General features: G+C 64.9%; 30 protein-coding genes and 2 pseudogenes. 12 read left to right on the top strand and 20 right to left on the bottom strand.

The features are described 5' to 3' along the window. Nucleotides 1-15: 15 nt before the first annotated feature. The 10 genes from map to ACFO5K_RS25415 form a co-directional block, all read right to left on the bottom strand. Nucleotides 16-813 (bottom strand): type I methionyl aminopeptidase, encoded by a 798-nt coding sequence (map, locus tag ACFO5K_RS25460; RefSeq protein ID WP_378568065.1) that lies wholly within the window; start codon nt 811-813, stop codon nt 16-18. A 6-nt stretch (nt 814-819) separates the two neighbouring features. Next, on the bottom strand, nt 820-1,380 hold the full coding sequence (locus tag ACFO5K_RS25455; protein WP_378568063.1) for an adenylate kinase: 561 nt from the start codon (nt 1,378-1,380) through the stop codon (nt 820-822). Next, nucleotides 1,377-2,699 (bottom strand): preprotein translocase subunit SecY, encoded by a 1,323-nt coding sequence (gene secY / locus ACFO5K_RS25450; RefSeq protein ID WP_378568061.1) that lies wholly within the window; start codon nt 2,697-2,699, stop codon nt 1,377-1,379. Before secY ends, ACFO5K_RS25455 begins: the two co-directional genes overlap by 4 nt. A gap of 162 nt (nt 2,700-2,861) precedes the next feature. Further along, nucleotides 2,862-3,305 (bottom strand): 50S ribosomal protein L15, encoded by a 444-nt coding sequence (rplO, locus tag ACFO5K_RS25445; RefSeq protein ID WP_378568059.1) that lies wholly within the window; start codon nt 3,303-3,305, stop codon nt 2,862-2,864. A 1-nt stretch (nt 3,306) separates the two neighbouring features. Next, nucleotides 3,307-3,486 carry a 50S ribosomal protein L30 gene (rpmD, locus tag ACFO5K_RS25440; protein ID WP_071931163.1) on the bottom strand — a complete coding sequence of 60 codons (180 nt, stop codon included), beginning with the start codon at nt 3,484-3,486 and terminating at the stop codon, nt 3,307-3,309. Nucleotides 3,487-3,488: 2 nt separating this feature from the next. After that, nucleotides 3,489-4,142, bottom strand: coding sequence for a 30S ribosomal protein S5 (gene rpsE, locus ACFO5K_RS25435; protein ID WP_378568056.1), 654 nt, complete (start codon nt 4,140-4,142; stop codon nt 3,489-3,491). A gap of 31 nt (nt 4,143-4,173) precedes the next feature. Beyond that, nucleotides 4,174-4,581 (bottom strand): 50S ribosomal protein L18, encoded by a 408-nt coding sequence (gene rplR, locus ACFO5K_RS25430; RefSeq protein WP_378568054.1) that lies wholly within the window; start codon nt 4,579-4,581, stop codon nt 4,174-4,176. A gap of 2 nt (nt 4,582-4,583) precedes the next feature. Next, nucleotides 4,584-5,123 (bottom strand): 50S ribosomal protein L6, encoded by a 540-nt coding sequence (gene rplF / locus ACFO5K_RS25425; RefSeq protein ID WP_378568052.1) that lies wholly within the window; start codon nt 5,121-5,123, stop codon nt 4,584-4,586. Nucleotides 5,124-5,138: 15 nt separating this feature from the next. Continuing rightward, complete coding sequence (gene rpsH, locus ACFO5K_RS25420; RefSeq protein WP_378568050.1) at nt 5,139-5,537, bottom strand: 30S ribosomal protein S8; 399 nt, start codon at nt 5,535-5,537, stop codon at nt 5,139-5,141. A 223-nt stretch (nt 5,538-5,760) separates the two neighbouring features. Next, complete coding sequence (locus ACFO5K_RS25415; RefSeq protein WP_378568048.1) at nt 5,761-6,513, bottom strand: YoaK family protein; 753 nt, start codon at nt 6,511-6,513, stop codon at nt 5,761-5,763. A gap of 324 nt (nt 6,514-6,837) precedes the next feature. Between ACFO5K_RS25415 and ACFO5K_RS25410 the strand changes: the two genes are divergently transcribed. Further along, entirely contained in the window at nt 6,838-8,397 is a 1,560-nt protein-coding gene (locus tag ACFO5K_RS25410) for an alpha/beta hydrolase (RefSeq protein ID WP_378568046.1), read from the top strand. A 6-nt stretch (nt 8,398-8,403) separates the two neighbouring features. On the opposite strand, the gene ACFO5K_RS25405 is transcribed toward ACFO5K_RS25410, so the two are convergent. After that, a complete protein-coding gene (locus ACFO5K_RS25405; RefSeq protein ID WP_378568044.1) occupies nt 8,404-8,646 on the bottom strand; it encodes a hypothetical protein in 243 nt (80 codons plus the stop codon). A 200-nt stretch (nt 8,647-8,846) separates the two neighbouring features. Here ACFO5K_RS25405 and ACFO5K_RS25400 point away from each other — a divergent pair, with 200 nt between their 5' ends. The 5 genes from ACFO5K_RS25400 (at nt 8,847) to ACFO5K_RS25380 (ending at nt 11,914) form a co-directional block, all read left to right on the top strand. Further along, nucleotides 8,847-9,083: a hypothetical protein gene (locus ACFO5K_RS25400; protein ID WP_378568042.1), complete on the top strand. Its 237-nt coding sequence runs from the start codon at nt 8,847-8,849 to the stop codon at nt 9,081-9,083. A 407-nt stretch (nt 9,084-9,490) separates the two neighbouring features. After that, entirely contained in the window at nt 9,491-9,829 is a 339-nt protein-coding gene (locus tag ACFO5K_RS25395; protein WP_378568040.1) for a WXG100 family type VII secretion target, read from the top strand. Then, complete coding sequence (locus ACFO5K_RS25390; protein ID WP_378568335.1) at nt 9,829-10,128, top strand: WXG100 family type VII secretion target; 300 nt, start codon at nt 9,829-9,831, stop codon at nt 10,126-10,128. Before ACFO5K_RS25395 ends, ACFO5K_RS25390 begins: the two co-directional genes overlap by 1 nt. Nucleotides 10,129-10,133: 5 nt before the next feature. Further along, nucleotides 10,134-11,561, top strand: a complete 1,428-nt coding sequence (locus ACFO5K_RS25385) for a hypothetical protein (RefSeq protein WP_378568038.1) — start codon at nt 10,134-10,136, stop codon at nt 11,559-11,561. After that, nucleotides 11,558-11,914 carry a DUF6086 family protein gene (locus ACFO5K_RS25380; protein WP_378568333.1) on the top strand — a complete coding sequence of 119 codons (357 nt, stop codon included), beginning with the start codon at nt 11,558-11,560 and terminating at the stop codon, nt 11,912-11,914. The genes ACFO5K_RS25385 and ACFO5K_RS25380 overlap by 4 nt, the downstream gene beginning before the upstream one ends. 159 nt (nt 11,915-12,073) lie before the next feature. On the opposite strand, the pseudogene ACFO5K_RS25375 reads toward ACFO5K_RS25380, so the two are convergent. Further along, nucleotides 12,074-12,310 (bottom strand): annotated as a pseudogene (locus ACFO5K_RS25375) (IS5/IS1182 family transposase); the annotation flags it as partial. A 21-nt stretch (nt 12,311-12,331) separates the two neighbouring features. Between ACFO5K_RS25375 and ACFO5K_RS25370 the strand changes: the two are divergent. Both ACFO5K_RS25370 and ACFO5K_RS25365 read left to right on the top strand, forming a co-directional pair. Continuing rightward, nucleotides 12,332-12,532 (top strand): hypothetical protein, encoded by a 201-nt coding sequence (locus tag ACFO5K_RS25370; RefSeq protein WP_378568036.1) that lies wholly within the window; start codon nt 12,332-12,334, stop codon nt 12,530-12,532. A gap of 24 nt (nt 12,533-12,556) precedes the next feature. Beyond that, nucleotides 12,557-12,685 (top strand): annotated as a pseudogene (locus ACFO5K_RS25365) (hypothetical protein); the annotation flags it as partial. A gap of 85 nt (nt 12,686-12,770) precedes the next feature. Here ACFO5K_RS25365 and ACFO5K_RS25360 read toward each other — a convergent pair. The 4 genes from ACFO5K_RS25360 to rplN are packed head-to-tail and all read right to left on the bottom strand — an operon-like array spanning nt 12,771 to nt 14,215. Continuing rightward, entirely contained in the window at nt 12,771-12,956 is a 186-nt protein-coding gene (locus ACFO5K_RS25360) for a type Z 30S ribosomal protein S14 (RefSeq protein ID WP_056818387.1), read from the bottom strand. A 4-nt stretch (nt 12,957-12,960) separates the two neighbouring features. Next, entirely contained in the window at nt 12,961-13,524 is a 564-nt protein-coding gene (gene rplE / locus ACFO5K_RS25355) for a 50S ribosomal protein L5 (protein WP_150404096.1), read from the bottom strand. A gap of 2 nt (nt 13,525-13,526) precedes the next feature. Beyond that, nucleotides 13,527-13,844: a 50S ribosomal protein L24 gene (gene rplX, locus ACFO5K_RS25350; protein WP_056818391.1), complete on the bottom strand. Its 318-nt coding sequence runs from the start codon at nt 13,842-13,844 to the stop codon at nt 13,527-13,529. Nucleotides 13,845-13,846: 2 nt separating this feature from the next. Next, nucleotides 13,847-14,215: a 50S ribosomal protein L14 gene (rplN, locus tag ACFO5K_RS25345; protein ID WP_378568032.1), complete on the bottom strand. Its 369-nt coding sequence runs from the start codon at nt 14,213-14,215 to the stop codon at nt 13,847-13,849. Between the two features lie 303 nt (nt 14,216-14,518). Here rplN and ACFO5K_RS25340 point away from each other — a divergent pair, with 303 nt between their 5' ends. Together ACFO5K_RS25340 and ACFO5K_RS25335 are read left to right on the top strand one after the other, a co-directional pair. Further along, nucleotides 14,519-14,950, top strand: coding sequence for a hypothetical protein (locus ACFO5K_RS25340; protein WP_378568029.1), 432 nt, complete (start codon nt 14,519-14,521; stop codon nt 14,948-14,950). 60 nt (nt 14,951-15,010) lie between these two features. Beyond that, nucleotides 15,011-15,361 carry a hypothetical protein gene (locus ACFO5K_RS25335; protein WP_378568026.1) on the top strand — a complete coding sequence of 117 codons (351 nt, stop codon included), beginning with the start codon at nt 15,011-15,013 and terminating at the stop codon, nt 15,359-15,361. Between the two features lie 370 nt (nt 15,362-15,731). Here ACFO5K_RS25335 and ACFO5K_RS25330 read toward each other — a convergent pair whose 3' ends face one another. The 3 genes from ACFO5K_RS25330 to ACFO5K_RS25320 form a co-directional block, all read right to left on the bottom strand. Next, on the bottom strand, nt 15,732-16,052 hold the full coding sequence (locus ACFO5K_RS25330; RefSeq protein WP_378568023.1) for a hypothetical protein: 321 nt from the start codon (nt 16,050-16,052) through the stop codon (nt 15,732-15,734). A gap of 192 nt (nt 16,053-16,244) precedes the next feature. Beyond that, nucleotides 16,245-16,577: a hypothetical protein gene (locus tag ACFO5K_RS25325; RefSeq protein WP_378568021.1), complete on the bottom strand. Its 333-nt coding sequence runs from the start codon at nt 16,575-16,577 to the stop codon at nt 16,245-16,247. Between the two features lie 474 nt (nt 16,578-17,051). Beyond that, entirely contained in the window at nt 17,052-18,899 is a 1,848-nt protein-coding gene (locus ACFO5K_RS25320; protein ID WP_378568018.1) for an ABC transporter ATP-binding protein/permease, read from the bottom strand. 194 nt (nt 18,900-19,093) lie between these two features. On the opposite strand from ACFO5K_RS25320, the gene ACFO5K_RS25315 reads away from it, so the two are divergent. After that, a complete protein-coding gene (locus ACFO5K_RS25315) occupies nt 19,094-20,068 on the top strand; it encodes an ABC transporter substrate-binding protein (protein WP_378568015.1) in 975 nt (324 codons plus the stop codon). A gap of 37 nt (nt 20,069-20,105) precedes the next feature. Continuing rightward, nucleotides 20,106-21,455 (top strand): SagB family peptide dehydrogenase, encoded by a 1,350-nt coding sequence (locus ACFO5K_RS25310; RefSeq protein WP_378568012.1) that lies wholly within the window; start codon nt 20,106-20,108, stop codon nt 21,453-21,455. Nucleotides 21,456-21,579: 124 nt separating this feature from the next. On the opposite strand, the gene ACFO5K_RS25305 is transcribed toward ACFO5K_RS25310, so the two are convergent. After that, complete coding sequence (locus tag ACFO5K_RS25305; protein WP_378568009.1) at nt 21,580-26,127, bottom strand: amino acid adenylation domain-containing protein; 4,548 nt, start codon at nt 26,125-26,127, stop codon at nt 21,580-21,582. Nucleotides 26,128-26,179: the final 52 nt, after the last annotated feature.

The following is a 26,179-nucleotide window of genomic DNA, read 5'->3' as shown; positions in this document are numbered from 1 at the left end:
CCGTCGGCTGACGAACTATTCGGGGCGCAGCGTGAGGATGCGCGGCCCGTCCTCGGTGACGGCGACGCTGTGCTCCCAGTGCGCGGCACGGGTGCCGTCGGTGGTGACCACGGTCCAGTCGTCGTCGAGGGTCTTGGTGTCGGTGGTGCCGAGGGTGAGCATCGGCTCGATCGCCAGCACCGAACCGACCACCAGGCGCGGCCCCTTACCGGGTGCGCCCTCGTTGGGCAGGAACGGGTCCATGTGCATCTCACGCCCGATCGCGTGGCCACCGTAACCGTCGACGATGCCGTATCGGCGCCCGTGCGCCTGTTCGGCGGCGCGGGTGCCGAGCTCGATGGCGTGCGAAACATCGGTGAGGCGGTTGTCGGGCAGCATCGCCGCGATCCCGGCCTCCATCGACAGCTTCGTGGCCTCGCTCAGCAACTGGTCGGCCTCGATGATGTCGCCGACACCGAAGGTCCAGGCCGAATCGCCGTGCCAGCCGTCGAGGATGGCACCGCAGTCGATGGACACCAGATCGCCCTCGACGAGCAGCTCGTCCGCCGAGGGGATCCCGTGCACCACACGGTCGTTCACCGAAGAGCAGATCGAGCCGGGGAACCCGTGATAACCCTTGAACGACGGGACAGCGCCCGCGTCGCGGATGGTCGCCTCGGCGACCTCGTCGAGTTCCAGCGTGGACACGCCGGGCTTTGCCGCCGCCCGCACGGCCACCAGTGTCGCGCCGACGATCGCGCCCGCTGCCGCCATGGCATCGAGCTCGCCCGCCGAACGGAACGGCACGACCTTCTTCTTACGGTTGAAGACCATCCGGCCTCAGTTCTCCGATCCGGGAGTGCCGAGCGCGGACAACGCGCGCGCGTTGACTTCCTCGACCTCACCGATACCGTCGACGGTCACGACCAGGCCGTCGTAGTACTCGAGCAGCGGCTCGGTCTCCTCGCGGTAGACCCGCAGCCGGTTGCGGATGACGTCCTCGGTGTCGTCGGCGCGGCCACGGGCGAGCATGCGCTCGACCACGGTGTCCTCGGCGACCACGAAGCACAGCACCGCGTCGAGCGAAGTGCCGTTGTGCTCGAGGATCTTCTTCAGCGCATCGGCCTGGTCGACCGTGCGCGGGTAGCCGTCGAGCACGAAGCCGTTGACGGCGTCGGGCTCGGCCACCCGGGCCTCGACCATGCGATTGGTGACGTCGCTGGGGACCAGGTCACCGGCGTCCATGTATTTCTGCGCCTCGCGACCGAGAGCGGTCTGCTGACTGATGTTCGCGCGGAAGAGGTCACCGGTGGAGATGTGCGGAACGCCCAGCTTCTCCGACAGCAGGACAGCCTGAGTACCTTTGCCGGCACCCGGCGGACCGAGCAGAACAACTCTCACTTGAGGAACCCTTCGTAATTTCGATTCATCAGCTGGCTCTCGATCTGCTTGACCGTGTCGAGACCCACACTGACCATGATGAGCACCGCGGTACCGCCGAACGGCAGGTTCGCAACCGCACCCGAATTGCCCATGTCGAGGAACACGTTCGGGAGCACGGCGACCGTACCGAGGTAGATCGAGCCGGGCAGGGTGATGCGGCTCAGAACGTAATTGAGATAGTCGGCGGTCGGCTTGCCCGGACGATAACCCGGAATGAAGCCGCCGAACTTCTTCATCTCGTCGGCGCGTTCCTCCGGATTGAAGGTGATCGCGACGTAGAAGTAGGTGAAGAACACGATCATCGCGAAGTACACGGCGATGTACACCGGGTTGGACGGGTTCACCAGGTACGTCTGGATGATCTCCTGCCACCAGCTCGGCTCGGTGGCCGTTGCCGACCCGGTGAGCTGCGAGATCAGGTTGGGCAGGTACAGCAGCGAGGACGCGAAGATCACCGGGATGACACCGGCCTGGTTGACCTTCAGCGGCAGGTAGGTCGACGACCCGCCGTACATCTTGCGACCCACGACGCGCTTGGCGTACTGCACCGGGATCCGGCGCTGACCCTGCTCGACGAAGACCACGGCCACGATGATTCCCAGCACGGCCACACAGACCACACTGAAGACGAGGCCACCGCGGGTGTCGAGGATCGACTTGCCGTCGATCGGGATGCGCGCGGCGATACCGGCGAAGATCAGCAGCGACATGCCGTTACCGACACCACGCTCGGTGATCTGCTCACCGAACCACATCACCAGCGCCGCACCGGCGGTCATCACCAGCACGATGATGACCATGCCGAAGATGCTGGTGTCGGCCAGGATGTCCTGCTGACAGCCCTGCAACAGCTGACCACGCGCGGCCAGTGCGACCAGACCCGTGGACTGCAGCACCGCCAGCGCGATGGACAGATACCGGGTGTACTGCGTCATCTTGGTCTGGCCGGCTTGGCCTTCCTTGCGCAACTCCTCGAAGCGCGGGATGACGACGGTCAGCAGCTGAACGATGATGCTCGCGGTGATGTAGGGCATGATGCCGATCGCGAACACCGAAAGCTGCAGTAGCGCACCACCGGAGAAAAGATTGATGAGCTGGTAGATACCGGCGGACTCGCCACCGGAAACCAGATCGACACAGTCCTGGACCGCGCGGTAGTCGACGCCGGGGGACGGCAGCGCGGCACCCAACCGGTACAGCGCGATCAACCCCAGCGTGAAGAGGATCTTCCGCCGTAAGTCCGGAGTCCGGAAGGCCGATACGAAGGCGGAAAGCACAGATCCTCCTGGCGAACGACATGGTCATGCCATGCGACTTCGGTTCTTGCGGGAAACGTCAGCCGATGACGAGCTTGGCAGACAACACTTGTTGAGACTCTAACAGTGACACCGGACGAGTACGCGACTCGTCCGGTGTCAGCTGTCGACTACACAGTACCGTCAGGCCAGTTCGGTGACGGTGCCACCGGCGGCGGCGATCTTCTCCTTGGCGGAGCCGGTCACCTTGTCGGCGGTCACCTGGACCGCCACACCGATCTCACCATCGCCGAGAACCTTCACCAGCTCGTTCTTGCGAACGGCGCCGGCGGCGACGAGCTCGGCCTTACCGACCGTGCCGCCCTCGGGGAACAGCTCCGCGATCCGGCCGACGTTGACGACCTGGTACTCCACCCGGAAACGGTTGGTGAAACCACGAAGCTTCGGCAGTCGCATCTGCAGCGGCATCTGGCCACCCTCGAACGCCGCGGGGACGTTCTTGCGTGCCTTGGTGCCCTTGGTACCGCGACCAGCGGTCTTGCCCTTGGAACCCTCACCGCGACCCACACGGGTCTTCTCGGTCTTGGAACCCGGCGCAGGACGCAGGTGGTGCAATTTGATGGTCATGTCAGACCTCCTCAACTGTTACGAGGTGGCGCACGACATTGATCAGACCGCGGTTCTGAGCGTTGTCCTCACGAACCACCGACTGGCGGATCTTCCGCAGGCCGAGGGTCCGCAGGCTGTCGCGCTGGTTCGCCTTGGCGCCGATCGTGCTCTTGATCTGGGTCACCTTGAGATCAGCCATGGTCAGGCTCCCTGTCCCGCACGCGCACGCAGCATGCCCGCCGGAGCGACGTCCTCGAGCGGCAGACCGCGACGCGCGGCAACCTCTTCGGGACGCTGGAGCATCTTGAGCGCGGCGACCGTCGCGTGAACGACGTTGATCGCATTGTCGCTACCGAGCGACTTGGCCAGAATGTCGTGAATGCCGGCGCATTCGAGCACGGCACGCGCCGCGCCACCGGCGATCACACCGGTACCGGGCGAAGCCGGACGCAGCATGACCACACCGGCCGCCGCCTCACCCTGAACCGGGTGGACGATGGTCGAGCCGATCATCGGGACGCGGAAGAAGCTCTTACGAGCCTCCTCGACACCCTTCTGGATGGCCGCGGGAACTTCCTTGGCCTTGCCGTAGCCGACGCCGACCAGACCGTTGCCGTCACCGACGATCACGAGGGCGGTGAAGCTGAAGCGACGACCACCCTTCACGACCTTGGAGACGCGGTTGATCGCGACTACGCGCTCGAGCTGGTTCTTCTCGGCCGCGTTGTCCCGGCGGTCGCCGCCACCGCGACGATCGCCGCCGCCGCCACGACGGTTGCCCTCGGGGCCACCGCTGGTGTTGTTGTTGGGTCCGGCGGGTCCGCTGCCGCCGTCACGCCGCTGACGTCCCGGCATCAGACGTTCCTTCCGTTCGAAATATCAGTCATCAGAACTTCAACCCACCTTCACGAGCGGCATCGGCCAGCGCCGCGATGCGGCCGTGGTAGTCGTGACCACCACGGTCGAACACGACGGTGTCGATACCGGCTGCCTTGGCACGCTCGGCGATCAGCTGACCGACCCGGGCACCCTTGGCGGACTTGTCGCCGTCGAGCGCACGCACATCGGCCTCGATCGAGGACGCGGCGGCGATGGTCTTGCCGACCGAGTCGTCGATGAGCTGAGCGTGCAGGTGCCGCGAGGAGCGGTTGACCACCAGGCGCGGACGCGTGGTGGTGCCTTCGACCTTCTTACGCAGACGGAAGTGACGGCGAGTCTTCGACAGACGACGCTTCGTCGAGACGTCCTTGCCCAGCGGAATCCGCTTGGCCTTCTGGTTAGCAGTTTGCGCCATGATCACTTACCCGTCTTTCCGACCTTGCGGCGAATGACCTCGCCGGCGTAGCGGATGCCCTTGCCCTTGTACGGGTCGGGCTTACGCAGTCCGTGGATGACAGCGGAGATCTGACCGACCGCCTGCTTGTCGATGCCGGACACCGAGAACTTGGTGGGCGATTCCACCGCGAAGGTGATGCCCGACGGCGCCTCGATCGGCACCGGGTGGCTGTAGCCGAGGGCGAACTCGAGGTTCGCGCCCTTGGCCTGCACGCGGTAACCGACGCCGAAGATTTCCATCTTCTTCTCGTAGCCCTTGGTGACGCCCTCGACCATGTTGGCGATCAGGGTGCGGCTCAGGCCGTGCAGCGAACGGTTGGCGCGCTCGTCGTTGGGACGGGCCACCAGGATCTGGTTGCCTTCGCCCTGCGAAACGGTGATCGGCTCGGCGACGGTGTGCGACAGGGTGCCCTTGGGCCCCTTCACCGTGACGACCTGGCCGTCGATGCTGACGTCGACGCCGGCCGGAATATCGATGGGGTGTTTACCAATACGCGACATTAGTCCAGACCTCCCTTACCAGACGTAGGCGAGGACTTCGCCCCCGACGCCCTGTTTGGCCGCTTGCCGGTCGGTGAGCAGGCCGGTCGACGTGGAGATGATCGCCACGCCGAGGCCACCGAGGACCTTGGGCAGGTTGGTGGACTTCGCGTACACACGCAGACCCGGCTTCGACACGCGGCGCAGGCCCTGCAGGCTGCGCTCACGGCTCGGGCCGTACTTCAGATCGACGACGAGGGACTGGCCCACGGTCGCGTCTTCGGTGCGGTAATCGGCGATGTAACCCTCGCGCTTCAGGATCTCGGCGATGTTCGCCTTGAGCTTGGAGTGCGGAGCCTTCACCTGATCGTGGTACGCCGAGTTGGCGTTGCGCAGACGTGTCAAGAAGTCTGCGATCGGATCAGTCATGGTCATGGTTTGACCTCGACACCTTTCTCGCTGCGGTTCCCATGCAGCACCGTCCGCGCTCGCGCGCGCCGGCCGTGGGCCTACAACAATTCGGCTGGTCCGGGCGGCACTTGCCGACCGGATGAGTTCTCTTACGAGCTCTCGGCGCCTGGCACGGATCCGCCCACGACCAGCGTGTAGCGGACACAATTCTGCCCAGGCAACCGGTCTAGTGTAGGCAATGCCGTGGTCAGGACAAAATCCGGGTTCCGCGCACCGGAGCGCGCCGGGCGCCGGTGCGGTCCCGGAACGTGATCAAGATCGCCGAGGCCGAGACGCCGGTGGCCACGATCAGCATCATCTCACCGCCGACCAACATGCTCAGCAAGCCACCGAGGAAGGCGCCGAGCGCGAAAGCCGCGTACTGCAGGCCGTACCCGAGCCAATCGCGCGAACTACCGCCGCTGACATGACTTTCGACGCCTTGACTCAGTTTCACGACGGTGCCGGTCACATAACTGAGCGGGACGCTCACCTCACCGTTCTTCACGAACGCGGTGTTCAGCGCGCCCACCGCGAAAGCGACGAACGCGATGGGGATGAACCCCACCTCCTGTCCGCCGGTGCGGTCGAGTACATGGTCGACGACGGCGGCCACAGCCAGGGCCACGGTGGTCACCACCGAGGCGCCGTAGTGCCCACTGCGCCACAGGCGCCTGCGCAGCCACGAGGCCACGAACACCCCGAGCCCGAAGGACAACAGCAGGGTGATGGCACCGGTGGCCAGCAGCCGGTCATTGTCGAACCAGCCCAGGACGGCCCGCTCGGTATTTCCGGTCATGAATGTGACGAAATATCCGGCGGAATGCGTATAAGCGGCGGCGCCGATGAAACCGGCCAAAATCGAAAGAAACGCGACCATCGGCAGCGCACCGGACGGTATGCCCCGCAAGGGCTCTCGGTGGGCCACGTCACGCGACTCGTTCTCTGTGGTCACAGTCACAATCCCACATCCTTCGAATTCGCTCGAATCAGGGATCGACTCTGACACCCACTACCTGCTGCATTTATGCGCAACGACTTCGACAGTAGCGACGGAACAAATGGGTTTCCAGCACGAAGATCACATTCGGCGGAAATGACACAGAGTCCTCAGCCGCAGGTAATCCCGTAGTAACCGAACAATTCGAACAAAATGGTGCACGACCTGGAACGGGCCGCCGTCACCGCTGTCCGCTGGTGCGAATCTCGTTCGGCAACAACCAATTTCCCGAGCACGTGTGGTAGCTTCGCGAAGTTCGTCGGATCTGTGCAGGAGGCTCGGCAGGTGTTTTCGCGCTCCGCGCGCCGTGGAACTCGCCGAGGCAGGTTCTACGCGCTGGCCGTACTGCTCGGCGTCGGCACACTCACCATTTCCACGCCCGCGCAAGCCGCCGATCCCTACGTCGACCCGCTCGCCGAAGCCGCCGCTACACCCGCGTTGAGCTGGTCCGATTGCGAAGACGGCTTCGAATGCGGATGGGCGCGGGTGCCATTGAACTATCACGACCCGCACGGCGCGCAGATCGACCTCGCGACCATCCGGCTCCCCGCCACCGACCCCGCCCGCCGCATCGGCACGCTGTTCGTGAACTTCGGTGGGCCAGGCCCCTCCGGCGTCGACCGGCTACGCGAGCGCGCCCACTGGCCGTGGCTGTTCTCGGCGGAACTGCGCGCCCGATTCGACCTGGTGTCCTGGGATCCGCGCGGGGTCGCCCGCAGCGCACCCGCGCATTGCTTCGCCACGATCGAAGAGCGAACCGAGTACTTCGCGACCTTCCCCGGCACACCCACCGGCCCCGCTGACGAGGCCGAGTTCTTCGCCAGGTCAGCTGATATCGCCGAGCGCTGCGGTCGAACGGCGGGACCGATCCTCGAACACGCCTCCACCACCAACACCGCCCGCGACCTGGACCTGTTGCGGCGCGCGGTCGGCGATGCGGCACTGACCTATCACGGCATCTCCTACGGCACCCAGGTCGGCGCGGTCTACGCCAACATGTTCCCGGGCCGGGTGCGGGCGATGGCGCTGGACGGGTCGCTCGACTTCGCGGGCAACGTGGGTGGCGCGAACCTGCCGCTCGACACCAGACAGGGCGTGGCCGACGCGATCGCCGAAACCTTCGACGCCTTCCTGCGCGACTGCGCGGCCGCCGGTACGCGCTGCGCGTTCGCCGCCGGCGACCCGAAACTGAAGTGGATCGCGCTGGCCGAACGAGCCCGGCTCGCCCCGATCGTGGTCGAGGGCGCCCCGTGGACCTACGGGCAGATCGTGGCCGCCGCGGGCAGTCTGGCCCGCCCCGACACCTACTCCGAGCTGGCGACCCTGCTGCAACAGCTGTTCGACGCGGGCACCGGGATCCCGCCGGCAGTCACCCACGATGCGGTCTTCGAGAAAGAACACCCCGGCAACCGGATCGAGGCGTTCTATTCGATCCAGTGCACCGACAGCGCGGTACCCACCGACCCCGCCGTCTATAGCCGCGTGGGCGCCGCCGAAGACCTGCGCGTGCCCTACTTCGGGCGCACCGCGGTCTTCAACGCCACCCCGTGCGCCTTCTGGCCCGTGCACGACACCGACCGCTACACCGGCCCGTGGAACCGCGAGACTGCCGCGCCCATCCTGATCCTGAACAGCAGGTTCGACCCGGCGACCCCGCTGCACGGCGCCTACGCGGGCGCCGGCCAACTGGCCGACGCCCGGGTGGTGGTCGTAGAAGGCGCGGGCCACAGCAGCATGTACGTGCCCAGCACCTGCGCCGAACGCGTCAAGCGCGACTACCTGTTCAGCAGCCGGCTCCCACCCGAAGGCTTGCGCTGCGGCATCGACCGCTCACCCTTCAGCTGAGCCGGATCATTTGAACAGGCACAGGAAATCGTAGAGCGGCGGCTTCTCCACACTGCCGGTGGCGAACAGCGCCTGCGCGATCGGCGAACAGATCAGGGCCGTCTCCGACGAGCCCGATCCGCCCGACGACCCGGAACCCCCGGACCCCGAATCGGCGATCGGAACCGTCTGGACAGGAGCGGCGGAGGCAGTCACGGGAGCCATCGAGAGCAGACCCGCCACAGCAACGGCGGTCACGATTTTCTTCATCCGCCCAGCGAACACCACCACACCGCCCCGCGGAGTGAAATGGCCGTATTCCATTCGCATCGCCCTGCCTTCGAGCCATGACGAACGGACCGCAGCGCCACGACCGCAGGCCGGTCGAGCGATGCCGGTCAGCGCGGGTTCGTAGAATCCGGCCGGGCGCACAGTGATACGCATGGTAGAGCGATAAGAGGAGATCGGTCTTGTCTGAGAGAATCGCGGGAAAGACTTTTCGATCGGAGGCCGAGGCGGCGGCAGACGACGGCAAGCCGATGATGACCGAAGCCGAACGCGTGGAATACCTGCGGCAGTTCGATGCGTTCGACGACGCTCTTCGTGCGGCTCCTTCCGGGTGGGCGCCGGTCGGCGGAAAGTTCTCCGACGATGTCGGCGAGTCGTGCCACCCCGACGGCCATGGCCATGACGAGCAGGGCCGGTGACTGTTCCAGACGTGTCATTTCGTCACCAAGAACCACGCCGCCACATGAGGTCGACTACCGCCTCCGCTGGCACTTCGGCCCTACATGACCGTCCGAGATCCTGATCCGTATTCCATTCCCGATCCGAACCGCCTGACCGGCCGGAAACGCGCGAAGGCACGGACTCTCACGCTGAGAGTCCGTGCCTTCGTTCAGTATTCGCCTAGTTGGCAGTGCTCACGAGGAGCACAGACAAACCAGGTGCTCTTGCGCACGCCCGGGAACTCACCGCAGTGCGCCAGCTCGCGATTTCGCGCACGCAGATGCGGCACAGGCCGAACTTGGTGGCCTTGCGGATGGTTGAACCTCACCTGTTGCAGCTCCACGCTGCCGTGGCTAGGCTGGCTCCGACGGCCTGAGGGGGGCACGTGGCAGGTGAAAACGATACGTCTGGAACAGCTTTCGCGATGGTACCGGGCGAGGTGACCGATGCCGGTGTCTATATCCAGCAGGTTGCGGAGTCCCTGGTCAACGGGCTCGGCACGCTCGACCGCGAAGTATCGACTGTCCTGGACAATTGGAGCGGTGCAGCGGCGGAAGCGTTCGGGGACGGCTGGACCGAAACCAAGAAGGGTGCCGCAGACGTACTGAACGCCCTCACGACGATGGGCGAACTTCTGGGCATCGCAAGCAAAGCCGTTGCCAGTCAAGACATCTCGAACTCCAACACTTTGAGCTCGCTCGACCTGCCACAGTTGAACATGTGATGGACGACTCCCGCGACTTCACCTTCGACCTCGATGAGTTGGACCAGCTCATCAGCCGCGCCAATGGATTCATCGGCTTCCTCACCGAAAGCCTCGATGGCATCAACAACCGAATCGCATCCATCCAGCAAAACTGGCAGGGGGCCGCTGCCGACGCCCAAGAGCAAGCCTACCGAGAATGGGCTACCGGGGCTGCCACGGTAATTGAAGGACTAACCCAGATGTACAACGCCGCCATCATCGCCCGCGACGCCTACAGCGCGGCACAGGAAGCCAACTTGAGAATGAGCGGTGGCTGACTTCTATGGCCGCAGTCTCGCCGCAGTCCTACGAAAGCGCGGCCACGGCATGCTACGACTTGTCGAATAAATTCCAAACCGTCTACGAAACGCCCCAAACCGTACTCTTAGAAACAAGCGCGATGGCCGGCGGCTACGAAGCAGTCAAGTCGTGGTCGAAATCCCACGACGACCGTGCCGCCGCTTTGACAATGGTCGCAACCAACTTCGCGCGAGCCCTGCAACGCTACGGGGACATACTGACTGCATCCAGTCACAACTGGAAGTCCGCAGAATACACAGCCAACCGGGGCCCCAACAAAGGCAACCCACCATCATTGCCCACCGGAATCCCGTCCGAGCTGCCCTACGGCGCGGGCGCAGTAGTCGGTATCGCGTCGTCAGGAGCCTATACCAACGGACTTCGGACAGACTGGACCGAACTGCAGGACAAGGTCACCACGCTTGTCACCGGCGGCCAAGTCCCCGATGGAGATACCGACAAACTCGCACGCGCAGCAAAAATGTGGAAGACCTTCGCCAATTCAGATCCTCTCGAATACGGCGTGGCACAACTACTAACCGTCGCTTCCGGGCTGGAACAAGGCTTCGGAACCGAAGTCCCGAAAGACATCCCGAACCATGTAGCCAACCTTCGCAAGCTCGCTGGCAAACTCCGCGAAATCCGCACCACCGCCCACGACATCGCTGACGCAGTCGAAGCCCACAACGCAGCCTTGACGAAAATGCGGGCGGACATCAGTACTCAGTTCGCAGCAGTAGTTGTCGTCACCGCGATATCGATCGGGCGTTCGATGGTAAATGTCAAAGAGCCACCGACGAAGGGAAAGACACCGAGCAAGCAACAGTCGCCCAGCGACGAAAAAGCTGAGATCGACATCGACTTCCTCAACGACGCCGCGTGGGCCATAGCCGGCCCCGCCAACACATTCCTCGCCACCCTCAGCGGCCTCTCCTTCACCACCGCTGCGCTGACAAACGGCGACCTCCTGGCTATCGTCGCACTGCCTGTATTTATCGCCACGAACGACCCCGGCAAAGACGTTACGTTCAATGATCCACGCCGGCCACAACTTGGTAGCGACGGAAAATACCACGTGAAAGAAGGGGACACAGAGATAAAGATCGAGGATCCGAATAATCTCGCCAGAACGATCACAGATATCGACAGAGTCGAGAACGGCGTCCTCTGGGAGGAGAAATCCGCTGTGAACGCGTACGACATCGACAAATGGGTTGAAAAGCAGGTGGAAAAGAAGATGACGTCCTACGTCGACGCCCGTCAGCACATAGATGGTTACGAGCAGGCTCCCATTGGGCTTCGGTTCACGACCCCAGGCGCCGACCCAGCGTTTCGGTCTGCGGTCGAAGCCGCAGTTGAGAGGACGCGCGCCAAGAATCCCGGCGTTCAAATTCTGCTAGAGTGGGCATGATGAGCTACGCATTCGAGGTCGGCGACCAAACGGTCTGGAGTCCAGCGTTACGAGTTGGCGACCTTTTCGTACGCATACATAGTGACGTTTGCTCGGTAGTGGATGTGGCTACGGGACTCACAGCGGTCGCCAACGACATGTACGAGATAGATATAGAAGTATTCAAAGAGTCCACGCAGGCCATCTTTGACGAATATTTCAGATCCAACCACCCAGAATTCAGGGCTATGGTTGGCCCAACACTGAGCCTAGGTGTGAACATCCTCAACTACTGTCAGCAGCCACTGACGCCAAGGTCCCAAGAACAGAGTGACTTTATCTCGTGGGCAAACAGCCTTAGCATGCCGAGATAAAACAGATCTCCAACTGCTCGAAAGCCGAAGCCGCAGCGCCCGCATTATTTTCGCATCAAGAAGGCCACCCGGAGGTCAGGATGCTTGCAAAGTCGTTGCTGGCGTTACTCCGGCACGCACTGGAGGTACGGGTATCAGCAGAGAAGTGTGCTGGCTGGACTCGATTCCTCTGCGGGCGATACGGACACCGATTCCTCGATCACGCACCCATCCCCGCAGTTCCTGATGGTCATAGGCCTTGTCCTCGTGCAACTTTCCGGGCTTGCGACGCCTCAGGCCACGCCGCGAGCAGACGGCGGGGATTGCTCACACCGGCGGGCGCAGAGCTTCGGCGCCGGGTGTGTTCGCGGCCGAGACCGCGACCGCGACCGGTATGCCCGAACGGTCGGACAACATGCTGGCGGCGAGTACCGCTGGATGCTGGATCCGATTGACGGCACGTCGAACTTCGTCCACGGCATCGGCGACTATGCGGTCGGGCGGAGGCGGCAAGCAAGAACGCCGAACGTCTCAGAGTCACTGCGGCCCTTACTGGTCGAGCTGAACGTATTCGGATGCTCGGCTCGGCCTCGTTGGACCTTGCTTGGCTCGCACAGGGGCGGACCGGTGTCTGCGTGATCCTGGGCGAACAAGCCGTGGGATACGGCCGCGGGTGTCCTCCTGGCGCGGGAAGCCGGGGCTGTCGTGAACGACGTTCAGGGCGAAGCTCATAGCCTGACTTCGAAAACGACTATTGGATGTGCCTTCCGGTTTCTGCCCGCCGACCTGTGAACGCGCGAAGGCACGGACTTCCCTTGGAAGTCCGTGCCTTCGTTCAGTATTCGCCTAGTTGGCAGTGCTCACGAGGAGCACTGATTCACCAGGAGCTCTTGTGCACGCCCGGGAGCTCACCGCGGTGCGCCATTTCGCGGACGCAGATGCGGCACAGGCCGAACTTGCGGTAGACCGCGTGCGGGCGACCGCAACGCTGGCAGCGGGTGTAGGCGCGGACGGCGAACTTCGGCTTGGCCTCCGCCTTGATGCGCAGTGCTTTCTTAGCCATGTGCTCAGTTCTCCTTGAACGGGAAGCCGAGGTGCTTCAGCAGCGCGCGGCCTTCTTCGTTGTTGGTCGCGGTGGTGACCACGGTGATGTCCATACCGCGCGGGCGGTCGATGGAGTCCACGTCGATCTCGTGGAACATCGACTGCTCGCTGAGGCCGAACGTGTAGTTGCCGTTGCCGTCGAACTGCTTCGGCGACAGGCCGCGGAAGTCGCGGATACGGGGCAGCGCGATGGACACGAGGCGGTCCAGGAACTCCCACATACGGTCGCCACGGAGGGTGACCTTCGCGCCGATCGGCATGCCCTCACGCAGCTTGAACTGCGCGATCGACTTGGTGGCCTTGCGGATCTCCGGCTTCTGACCGGTGATCAGCTCGAGGTCCTTGACAGCGCCGTTGATCAGCTTCGCGTCGCGGGCGGCGTCGCCGACACCCATGTTGACGACGACCTTGACCACGCCGGGGATCTGCATCACGTTGGCGTAGTCGAACTCGCTGTTGAGCGCGTCCTTGATCTCGGCGCGGTAGCGCGCCTTCAGCCGGGGCTGAGTCTGCTCAGAAGTAGTCATGTTCAGATGTCCTTCCCGTTTTTACGGGAGATCCGGACGCGCTTGCCGGACTCTTCGTCGGTGCGGTAGCCGACGCGAGTCGGGTTACCGTCGGAATCGACGACCATCACGTTGGAAACCTGGATGGGGGCTTCCTGAGTGACGATGCCACCCGAGGAGGCGCCACGCTGGTTCGCGGAATCAGCGACGTGCTTCTTGATCCGGTTCACGCCTTCGACGAGAACCTTGCCGGTCGCGGGGAAAGCCTGAATGACCTTGCCCTTCGCGCCCTTGTCCTTGCCCGAGATGACGAGCACGGTGTCACCCTTGTGCACCTTCATAGTCAGAGCACCTCCGGGGCCAGCGAAACGATCTTCATGAAGCGCTTGTCACGCAGCTCGCGGCCGACGGGGCCGAAGATGCGGGTGCCACGAGGGTCGTTGTCGGGCTTGATCAGCACGGCAGCGTTCTCGTCGAACTTGATGTAGGAACCGTCCGGACGACGGCGCTCCTTGACGGTGCGCACGATGACGGCCTTGACGACGTCACCCTTCTTCACGTTCGCGCCGGGGATGGCGTCCTTCACGGTGGCGACAATGATGTCACCGATACCGGCATAGCGACGCGACGAGCCACCGAGCACGCGGATGCAAAGGATTTCCTTCGCCCCGGTGTTGTCGGCGACGCGCAGTCGCGACTCCTGCTGAATCACTTCAGCACCTCCTGGACCTGGATGTATACGTACGCCGGATTGCCGACCCGACGTACATGGTCAGTCACCCTCCGAACGCGCGCCTGCCAGCGGTTTCGACAACCACTGGGGGTTCACGGCCGGATTGCGGGCGCAGAGCTCCCGCAGGCAACCGGTCTAGTGTAGGTGAACCCCCAGGTCGACCCAAATCGGGGGGCCGTCCAGATATTTGAAGCATATATGTTTCAAACTGCCGTGCGGGCGGGCTCCTCGTTGCTACGGTCCCCCTGCCCGTCGCGGGTACGGGCTGATGAGGAGCCACCCATGAAGTTCACACGTCGCCTCGCGACCACCGCCACCGCCTTCGCCGCCGCACTCACGGTACTCGCGCCCCAGGCCGCCGCCGGCCCGGTGATCGACATGCTCACCGACACCCTCACCGTCGGCTGCACCGCCAAGATCGACGTCGTCGGCCTCGACGACTACGTCGGCGCCCAGGTCGACTTCCTCGCCAACGGCAAGTTCTTCGCCAGCGACACCGTCGACCTGGAGGTGAACGTGGCAGGCGTGACCGTGGCCAAGGCCACCGCCTTCTACCACGTGGAAACCGAGGTCGAAGTACAACTGTCCCTGCTCCTGCACGCCACCGGCACACCGCTGGTCACCAAGCGGGTCCCGACGGTCATGAAACTCGTGAACGCGGGCAGTGGCCTGGCGTGCGACCTGGCGACCGGCAGCTCCGGAATCTCGTCCTGACCGACCGTTCGCCACTCAGCTCCCGAGCAGGTCATCATCTTCTGACCCGAGGAGCACCTCGTGATCGACGAGCACACCGATACGAACACCACTGTCACCGGCGCCGCACCATCGGTCGCCGTTGCGCTGAAGCGCGCGGCGGCCATCGCCGCGACCAACGGCAGGGACTGGTTCGGCGTCGAAGATCTACTGGCCGCACTGCTCACCAGCGCAACCATCACACCGCTGGAATTGCACTGGCAGCAGCGTGACCTCGGCGCCCTGACCTTCCCGGAGCTTCGGGAGCTGGCGGCTGCACTGGTTCCGAGCGAAACGCCACGGAACGACGGGCCGAAGGAACCCGCCACTGTGACATTTCGCGCGACAGGACCGCTGGCCGGCGAATACACCGCACTGGTGAACAACTCCTGAGAAAACCTGTCAGGTAGCGACGCGCCCGCTTGTAGTGCAGGCTCCGTCGTAGCAGCTCCATGGATCGTCCACGAACAGCTGTGCGCAGTAATCGAACCGCTATTGTCGGTCAAGGCGCCAGGAACGCCGGACCAGCGCGGATGAACGACCGGCTTGTCCTGCAACGAATTTTGTTCGTGTTGATCACCGGCATCGGATGGGAGAACCTGCGCTAGGAGTTGGCTTCGGCTCTGGCATGACCTACTGTCGCCGGCCACGCGGCTGGCAGACCGCCGGGGTGTTCGAGTTCATGCATTGTGCGTGAAGACCACAACCCTGACCCGGTCTCTCCATGAGATCGGCTATCAGAGCTTCACAGTATGGCCGGATACTATTCAGGTGGTTCAATACCCGGCGACGGCTTCAGCTTGGCATTTTTCTCGTCCACCCACCAATTCCACGTTTCATACATCAGCGACTTCGCCGTGTCCGCCGGCGCATTGTGGTAGAGGATATCGTAGCCCGTAAATCGAAGTCCCTTATATGCGACATTCACCCGGGCGACCGCTTCTTCTTCTGAGACGCCGAAAGAATCACACATAAAATCGATCACCTCGTCGAAATATGCACAACCCTCGCTATCGGCCTCGAAGGAATATGCGAGCCATTCCTCGCCGCCCCCATCCTCGTAGGCAATATCAGATTCATCCATTTGAACTCCCCAACCGACCCGATTTTCGACACGATACCCGACTCCTCGATGAGCACAAGGTGATCCGGACTGGCGAACCCGACGTAGGCCAGCTCGTACCAGGTCGGCGGATCGGTCGGTCGGTGGCGGACAAGATGGCTCAGGCCGGCGCGAATCGCGTCACCTACGGACAGGCGCGTCGGTTCTGGTCGTTCACTTGGCCGCTTCTGAACGAGTTTCGGCGACCACTCCGGGCGGGGGCCGTCCATTGCCAGGGGCATAGATCGGCTCCGGACGATCGCCGAACAGATAGTCGTAGAACGCTGTCAGATACTCGTCCAGCTCATCTTGGTCAAAGAACTCTGTATCGGTGCACCGGGCCCATTCGACCGGGTTCGTCCCGCGGCCGATGATATAGTCCAGCGCTTCGCGCACCATGCGCCGATAGACCGGATCCTCGTCGAGTTCAGTGCGCAGGATCGGCGCGAATCGCCACATCTCCGCGCCGCACTCCTGGCCGTGCATGCCCACGATCGGCCACTCCACGTGATGGAGATTCGGGATGCTACGCCACCATTCCATCATCGATTGCTTGCCTTCCTTCGAGTCCTCGACTCAGAGGGCCCAACTATTTTCAACCCGTCGACACATCCATTCAACATTCTTGGACACCTTTGGTCATGGTCCATCAACTCTCTGGCACGCCATAGAGGAATCACCCGGCCCGGACCGCGACTTGCAGACAAATTCGGAGGCCTTTGAACTCGATTTCAACGAGCCAGGTACCGAGGACCATACCGATTAGGATGGCCACGCCAAACACTCACAGACCAGCCATGGAATCTCCGTGGTGCACCACAAACCGGCCTGAAATCAGATCCTCACCACGACCAGGCGAGCTAGCTGTCATTAGCCCATGGATGCGCTAGGTTCGCCGACAAAGCGCCGGCACTGTCGACAGGCCCACCGACGCCGTCCGACACCTGCCAATCCACACTCGAAGGGCGACTAAATTTCGCCTCAGCCCGTGATCGGAGCCAGCTGCCACGGGCCGGACCCGCCGAGCTCGAGACGCTGGGTGTGATGCTGATCGACGGTGCTGCGATGCGCGACGCTGACCAGCATGGTGTCGGAGACCTCTGTGCGGACCAACGCGTACAGCGAGTACTCGAGACCCTCGTCGACAGCCGATGTCGCCTCGTCGAGGAAGACGACCTTCGGCCGGATCAACAGAATCCGCGCGAACGCGATGCGCTGCTGTTCACCTGGTGAAAGGATCGCCGACCAGTCGGCTTCCTCGTCGAGGCGCTGCACCAAGTGGCCGAGGTGCACCTTGTGCAAGGTTTCACGCAGCAGGTCATCGGTGAACTCGTCCGGCCGGGCCGGATAAGCGATCGTGGTGCGCAGATCACCCAGCGGGAGATACGGGATCTGGGACAGGAACAGCGTGTCGTTGCCTTCGGGACGCTCGATCATGCCGTCGGCATAGGGCCACATCTGGGCGAGCGCCCGCAGCAGGGTGGTCTTGCCGCTACCCGAAGGACCCTTGACGACCAGTGCGTCACCGGGTTGCAGGCCGAAATCGAGTTCGTCGATGAGCACGGTGCCATCGGGCTTGCGCACATTCACCTTGTCCAGACGTACCGCGTCGGACAGCTTCTGCATCGCCAGCGCGGGCAACTCGCGAGAGTCGTCGGCGGCGATCACCAGGCCATCGAGGCGCACGAGCGAGGCGCGCAGAGCCGCGAACTGGTCGTAGGCCTCGCGGAAGAACGAGAGCGAATCATGGATCTCGCTGAACGCGCGCGAGGATTGTGTCAGCCCACCGAGGCTGACCTGCCCGGCGAAGAAGCGCGGAGCCTGGATTATCAGCGGGAAGACGACCGCGGTCTGATTCACGGTGAGGTTCCAGCCGCTGAACTTCAGCATCCGGATGACGATCGCCCAGTACACCCGGATCACCTCGGCGAAACGTCCGAGCAGACCGCGTCGCTCCACGCCTTCGCCCTGGTAGAAGGCGACGTTCTCGGCGTTGTCACGCAGCCGGACGAGGGCATAGCGGAAGTTGGCGGTGACTTTCTCGTACAAGAAGTTCAGCCTGATCAGCGGGCGGCCGATCCAGAACGCGATCACGGTGGTCAGCAGGACGTAGATCAGGACGAGGAACACCATCGCCCGCGGGATCTCGACGTCGAACAGCGTCAACGGCCCGGACAGGTCCCACAGGATCTTCGTGAACGACACGACGGTCACCACCGAGCTCACCGCACCGAGGGCGAGAGTCCTCGCGTACAAGACGAAATCGGTGATGTCCTGCTGGATACGCTGGTCCGGGTTGTCGATGGTGTTGTCGATGAACCGCGCCCGATAGAACGCTCGTTCCCGGAGCCAATCTGTGGTGACGTGTTCGGTGAGCCACTCCCGCCAGCGGATCTCGAAGGCTTGACCGAGGTAATAGTCGACCAGGGCTCGGGTCACGTGGATCGTCGCGAGCACCGCGAACACGACGATCGAGCTCCAGAATGCGGCCTTCGCGGCATCGAGCCCGGCAGCGTTGCCGCCGCTCATGGCGGCGACCCCATTCTGCAGGGCGGTGAACATGTCATTGCCCTGATAGGAGAACAGGACGGCCATCCGGACGGAGAACACCGTCATGAACAGCAGCAACGCGGCGAAAGCGATGGTTTTCCATGCCTCCGGCCCGCGAAAGAATCCGCCGGTCAGGTGCCAGAATTGCCGGCCCCACTTGGTGAGGGCCAGCATCAGCGCGACCACTACCGTGAACACGACCGCGGTGACCGAGAAGGCGATCGCCAACCACTGCACCGTTGCCAGAAGCTCGTTGCCCCAGTCCCTAGATGTTTCCACCGAGCTCCCAATTCCCTACCGACATGCCGAAAGTCGGCGAAGTCTAACCCGGCGTGTACATGTTCGCCGCTCGTACGGCACCCCGTCGATTGACACCACCAAAAGAAGGTAGGTTAGCCTTGGCTGACTTATGCTGGAACCCGGCTCACGTGGCCGATCGAGGAACAACTCCTCGATGAAGGAGGGACGCAACGATGACTGCTCGCACTTCACTCCGGTGGCGACGCACGGTGGTGGCCGTCCTCGCGGGCGCGCTCGCCTTCGGCGGCACCGCCTGTGGTTCCACCGAGCCCGAAGCCGGTTCGGGCGAGGCGGTGACCATCACCCACGCCCGTGGCGAAACCACCGTCACCGGCACCCCGAAGAAGATCGTCGCCCTCGGTAACCAGTGGCTCGACACCTCGCTGGCGCTCGACGTGGTCCCGGTCGGCTACATCGACAATGTTTCCGCGCTCTCCAAGAGCACCCCGCCGTGGACTCCGGAGAGCTTGCAGTCGGCGAAGTCGCTCAGCAGTACGGGCAGTGTGGCCGAGCAGGTCGCCGCGCTGGAGCCGGATCTGATCCTGGCCGACGCGTTCATCGCCGACCAGAAGACCTACGACGACCTGTCCAAGATCGCCCCGACCCTGCCCGCGCTGGGCGCCGACGCCGTCACCCCGTGGCAGGACCAGGTCACCGCGCTGGGCAAGGTGCTGCACAAGGAGTCCGACGCGAACGCGGTCATCCAGCGGGTCGACGACAAGATCGCCGCGATCACCGCCGCCAACCCCGGGCTGGCGGGCAAGACCTTCGCCAGCACCTGGCTGGCGAGCCCCGCGCAGCTGATGGTGCTCACCGACCCCGAAGACGGTTCGGCCAAGGTGTTCACCCAGCTCGGCATGAGCATCCCGGAAAACCTCACGACGATGCCGGCCAATCAGGGCCGCCTCGCACTGTCGCCGGAACGGGTCGACGAGCTGACCGCCGACCTGCTGCTGGCCGGCTACTCCCCCGGTCTCGACGAGAAGTACCGCGAGCTGCCCGGTTATGCCGAACTGCCTTCGGTGCGCAAGGGTTCGGTGGTGTTCCTGACCACCCAGGAGATCAGCGCGATCAACCAACCCAGCGCGCTGTCGGTGCCGTACATGCTGGACAAGCTCGAGCCCGCGTTCGCCGCAGCGGCGAAATAGGCTCTGCCCCAGCCCAGTTCTACCCCGAGGATTCACCGTGCTCGCCTCCACGTACCCCGCCCAGACCCGATTCGCCCTCCGTGCAGGCGTCACCTGCCTGACGACCCCCGCCGGCGCGGTACTGCTGAATCCGCCGCGCAACGAGAAGCTGACGGGTCTGGGCGCGGGGGCGTTGCAGGCGTTGAAAACCCTCAACCAAGGTCCGGCGACGGCCGCGGAAATGGCGACCGCCGCGGCCGGCGACGACATCACCGCCCTGATGCGCAAGCTCACCGACGGCGGTTGGCTGGCGGTGACGGTGCGCGACGGCGGCCGCGACCTCTACAGCATCCGCCCGTTCACCCAACCCGCCCCCCGCCCGGAAACCGCGCTGCCCACCTGGTCGGCGACCCTGTCGAAGTTCGCTGTCCTGCACCGTGATGCGCAGGGCTTCGTGCTGGAACATCCGCGCGGCTGGTGCGATCTGCGCATCCACGACCCCCGTCTGCTCGCCCTGCTGGACGGCCCGCTCGCCGCCGACTCCCCCGTGTCGGCCGCGGTGAAAACACAGTTCGTGGCCGATCTGCAGTGGTGCGGTTTCCTGGTCGACGGCGAGGAAGAAGAACGCGAGTTCACCACCCGCTCCTGGAACACCCCCGACCTGTGGTTCCACCGCCGCAGCACCCTCGGCGCCCGCACGGTCACCTGGGACGACTTCGGCCCCACCCGCTGGGCCGAGGGCCAGTTCCCCGAATTGCCCGCGCGCCGTCCCGCTTTCGCCGGTGCGCCGATCGCTCTCGCCGAGCCCGACCTCGTCGCGCTGCGCGTGTCGGACCCGAGCCTGTCGGCCACCATCGAAGACCGCGTCTCCACTCGCGCCTTCGACGAGGCCACCCCGATCACCTCGGTTCAGCTGGGCGAGCTGCTGTTCCGCACCGCCCGCACCCGCGAGGACGGCTCCCGCCCCTACCCCTCCGGTGGCGAAGCCTACGAGCTCGAGGTCTACCCCGTGGTGCGCAATGTCGCCGGCCTGGAAAACGGGATGTATCACTATGATTCGGCCGACCACACGCTGCGCCCCGTCGCGCCCGCCGAGTCCCCCGCGGTCCGCAAACTCCTGAAGTCCACCTCCGCCACTCTCGCCGGCGGCGCGGAACCCCAAGTGCTGCTGCTGGTCTCCGCCCGCGCGGGCCGCGTCATGTGGTCCTACGAGCAGGTCGCCTACGCCAACATCCTCAAACACGTCGGCGTCTTCATGCAGACCGTCTACCTGAGCGCCACCGCGATGAACCTGGGCGTAGTAGCCCAGGGCTACTCCGACACCGCCGCCTTCGCCGAAGCCACCGCCCTCCACGAACTCGAAGAGTGCAACGTAGGCAGCATCATCATCGGCACCCCCACCCCCTGACCACCTGGACGTTCGTTCATCAGGCTCTCACGTGAACATCGCCCGAGTAGCTTTCTGCACCAGAGCCTGATGATCTTGATCCGCACCGGGTTCCGGTGACGTTCGCGGGTGGCGACGGGTGAAGCTACCGGTTCAGGCTGTCGGCGAGGGTGTTGACGGACTGGGTCCAGAGGTCGGCGAGGCGGGCTGCTTCGGGCTCGGTGAACAGGGCGGTGCTCCAGCGGAAGTTGGTGGTGAGGGCGGGGCCTTCGGGGGTAGTGCCGATGCCGGCGATGACGTCGACGGCGTAGCGCAGGGGGAGATCGGGTTCCGGATCGAGAGGTAGGGCGGTGTCGTGGGCGCCTACCAGCAGGGACCAGGGGTCGTTGTTGTTGCCGCTCAAGTCGATTCGGCCGAGGTAGTTGAACTCCACTTGGGGTTCTGCGGTGCGGAGTTCGGGGACTCGGTTCACGTAGCGGAGCAGGCCGTAGTCGAGGCCCTGGTTGGGGATTTCGCGTAGGTGGGTGGTGACGGAGTCGAGTAGTGCGCGGGTGGCGGTCGGATCCGCTTGGGCGCGGCCGACGTCCACGGCTCGGTCGCCGGTGCCGAGGCGCACCGGGAACACGCTGGTGAACCAGCCGAGGGTGTTGGCGGTGTCGGTGCCGAGTTCGGTGTCGGCGCGGCCGTGGCCTTCCAGCGCGATCAAAGCGCCTGCGGCCGGGTCGTTTCCGTTGGCAGCGTGCAGGGACGCCAGGGTCATGGTGAGGGCGGTGAGGAGGAGTTCGCGGACGCCCTCCTCCTTGCCGACGTGGTTCAGCAGGCGTTCGGTGACCGCTACCGGGGTCGCGACCGTGCTCACGCGCAGGGTGGACCAGGTGTCGGTGGCCGGGTCGGGGTGACGGGAGCCGAGGGCCGCGTCGGGTTCGCTGACCTGTGTGGCCCAGTATTCGCGTTGGGCGAGCACCTCCGGTTCGAGGGCGCGCTGCCACATCGCCTCGGACCACTGCCGGTAGGAGGTGAACTCGGGCAGCATCTTCGGCGTCGCGCCTGCGCTGACCTGCTGCCAGGCGGCGGCCAGGCCGTCGAGCATGATGTGCCAGGACACGACGTCGACGGCGAGGTGGTGCACCGCGAGCAGCAGGATGTCGCCGGTTGCGGCGGCGGCGGACGCATCGAACTGCGTGGCCGGGAACCACACGGCGCGCACCATCTCGCCTGCGCGCGGATCGATGGCATCGTTGGCTGTGCGCGCGAATTCGGTGATCGCCGAGTCCAATTCGGCGGTTTCGAGACCACGCGGCGCCTCGATGACCAGGTCGGCCGCGTTCACCACGCCGGGGGCCCTGGTGACCAGGCGCGGCCCGTCGGCGGTGTCGGTGAGCACCGCACGCAGGGTGTCGTGTGCGTCGATCAGCGCTTGCAGCGTGGACGTCAGTGCGGCGCGGTCGATTCCGCTCGGCAGCCGCAACAGGGCGGCCTGAGTGAAGCGACGGTAGTTGCCGTACTCGTACATCCACGAGACCACCGGTAGCGGCGCGACCTCACCGTAGGCGTCGGCACCGGACCGGTCGGCGGCGACCGGGGCATCGTCGACGGCGGCAGCGAGTTCGCGAATGGTCGGGCAGGCCAGCACCATGCGCGGGTTGAGGGCGATGCCGCGGCGGCGGGCCTTGTTGACCAGGGAGATCGCCACGATGGAGTCGACGCCGAGTTCGTAGAAGTCGGCGTCGATGCCGGGGGCACGGCCGTCGAAGAGTTCGGCGAAGACCTCGCTCAGCGCGACCTCGGTGGGGGTCTCGGCGGCCGCGTTGTTGTCGGCGGACGACAGTGCCTGTTCGGCGAGTTGATTCAGGGCCGGGGCGTCGAGTTTGCCGTTCACGTTCACCGGCAGCTGGTCGAGCACGATGATGCGGGCGGGAATCATGTACGTGGGCAGGCGTTGCGCGAGATCGGTGCGTACCCGGCTGACGACCACCGCGCGACCGGACTTACCGACGACGAATCCGACCAGCGACGCACCACCGGCGCGACGCACCACCGTCACCGCGGCGGTGTCGATGTCGGCGGAACGCCGCAACGCGGTCTCGATCTCGCCGACCTCGATGCGGTAACCACGCACCTTCACCTGGGCGTCGGCCCGGCCGAGGTAACCGAAGCGGCCGCCGGGGAGCCTGCGCACGAGGTCGCCGGTGCGGTACATGCGTTCGCCGGTGCGGTTCGGGTCGGCGACGAAACGGTCGGCGGTGACGGCGGGTTTGCCCAGGTAGCCGCGGGCCAGCTGCACACCGGACAGGTACAGCTCGCCCACGATGCCCGGGGGCACCGGCCGCAGCCGCGAATCGAGCACGTAGCCGACCATGCCACCGTTGGCGGTGCCGATCGTGGGAATGCCGGAGGTGGCGACGGGCGCGACCACGGCTTCGACGGTGGTCTCGGTGGGGCCGTAGCAGTTGTACACAGCTGTCCCCGGTAGCGCACGCAGTCGCGACCACAAGGCGGTGTCGATGGCCTCGCCGCCGAGCGCCAGCACCGGCAGTTCGCGGTCGAGCAGACCGGCCGCGGCCAGCTGGGCGAGCATCGACGGCGTGGTGTCGATCATGTCGATGTCGAATTCGGCCATGCTGGAGACGATTCGGTGCGCGTCGCGCATTTCGTCGGCGTCGAACAGGTGCAGGGCTTGGCCGGCGAACAAGCCGACCATGGGCTGCCAGGAGGCGTCGAAACCGAGCGACCAGGCGTGCGCGATACGCAGCGGGCGGCCGAGTTTCGCCATCGCGGGGCGGTAGAAACGTTCGAGGTGATCGGCGAAGTACCCGGCGAGCGCGGCGTTGGTGCCGACGACGCCCTTGGGCTCGCCGGTCGAGCCGGAGGTGAAGATGATGTAGGCGCTGTGGTCGGGTTCGCGGCGCACGGCGGGGGCCTGCGCCGGGCGGGTGGCGATTCGCTCGACGACTGCGGGATCGTCGAGCGCAACGGTCGCCACGCTGTCCAGCAGGCTCTGATCGGACTCACGCACGACGGCCAGTACCGGATTCGACTGCCGCAGAATGGTTGCGACGCGCTCCTTCGGCAACGTGACGTCGACCGGGACGTAGGCGGCGCCCGTGGCGAATGTCGCCAGGATCGCCACGATCGAAGCGGTACCGCGCGGAAGCGCCAGGGCGACAACGGTTTCCGGTACGACACCGTTGGCCGCGAACTCATCCGCCAGGCGGCAAGCTTCATCGTGCAGCGCGCGGTAGGTGAACACCTCGCCCGCGGTGGTGGTGAGGGCGATCGCGTCCGGGGTGGCGACAGCTTGATGCTCGAACAGCTCCCAGGGGGTGAGCGTCGGTGCTGCGACGACATCTCTTGCGGCACTGCGTAGTTCGTCGTGTTCGGCGACGGTGAGCAGGTCGATCGCGTCGATGGTCGCGGTGGCGTCGAGGGTGGGCAGGGTGCGCAGGATGGTGAGCATGCGCGCGCCGAGGTCGGCGGGGTCGAGGTGGCCGAGCAGGGCCGGGATCGCTTCCACGAGCACGAGGAGTTCGCCGTCGCTCAGGTGGGACACGACCGTGAGCGGGTAGTGGGCGAGGCTTTCCATCTCGACCGGGCGGAACTGGGCGCCGTCAGGGGCGGTCACCGTCTGGATGGCGTCGTCGATGGGGGCGTTCTCGAAGACGAACAGGGTGTCGAACAGGGCGCCGTGGCCGGCGGCGCGTTGCAGGGTCGACAGGCTGAGGTAGCCGATGTCGCGCATGGTGGCCGAATCACGTTGCAGGCGCGCGCATTGTGCGACAACGGGTTCGGCGGGGTCGAGACGGTGCACGACCGGGACGGTGTTGATGAACAGCCCGACCATGCCTTCGACGCCCGTCAGCTTCTCGGGGCGACCGGAGATGGTGGTGCCGTAGACGACGTCGCGGCGGTCGGTGATCCGGCCCAGCAGCAGCGTCCAGGCGAACTGGACGGCGGTATTGAGCGTCATGCCGTTGGTGCGTGCCCACTGCTGTAGCTGCTCGGTTTCGGCCGCCGACAACCGGAGTCGCGTGGTTCGGGGCACGGTGGAGCCGCGCTCACCGGCGCCGTCGGCCAGCACCAGCGGCGCGCTGACCTGCTGCAAGTACTCCGCCCAGCGCTCGGCGGCGGCCTGGTGGTCCTGGCTGCCGAGCCAGCCGATGTAGTCGCGGTAGGGGCGCGGGGCGGGCAGGTTCTCGACAGCGCCGCCCGCGCGGTAGACGTCGAGGAGTTCTTTGAAGAACACCGCGACCGCCCAGCCGTCCATCAGGATGTGGTGTGCGGTGAGGATCATCCGCTTGCGCGGCTGCGGTGCGTCGGTGACGTCGAGCAGCAGCACCCGCAGGGCGGGGCCACGGCTGAGCGCGAACGGGACGCGCCGTTCGGATTCGGCGATCGAGTCGAATTCGGTGGACCGCGCGGCCCGTTCGGACCATGGCAGTTCGGCGTGCGAGGGGATGATCTGCACCGGTTTGGGCACGTCGGTGTCCCAGAACGCGGCGCGTAGGTTCGGGTGCCGGTCCAGCATGGCCCCGGCGCTGCGCCGCAGCAGGTCGGTGTCGAGCGGACCTTCGATGTCGACCACGAATTGCATGGTGTAGAGATCGATTTCGGCACCCGCCAGCCGCGACAGGGAGAACAGGCCCTCTTGCAGCGGGCTCAGCGCGAGTACGTCTACGATCTGCGGCGCACTCATGCTGCGTCCCTTCCTAACTGCTGTTCGTGCCGCGCGGGTCGGCACGGTGTGC

This window comes from Nocardia halotolerans (genome assembly GCF_042650145.1).
GTDB classification, from domain to species: Bacteria; Actinomycetota; Actinomycetes; order Mycobacteriales; family Mycobacteriaceae; genus Nocardia; species Nocardia halotolerans.
This window is presented reverse-complemented; position numbering and strand designations above follow the sequence as displayed.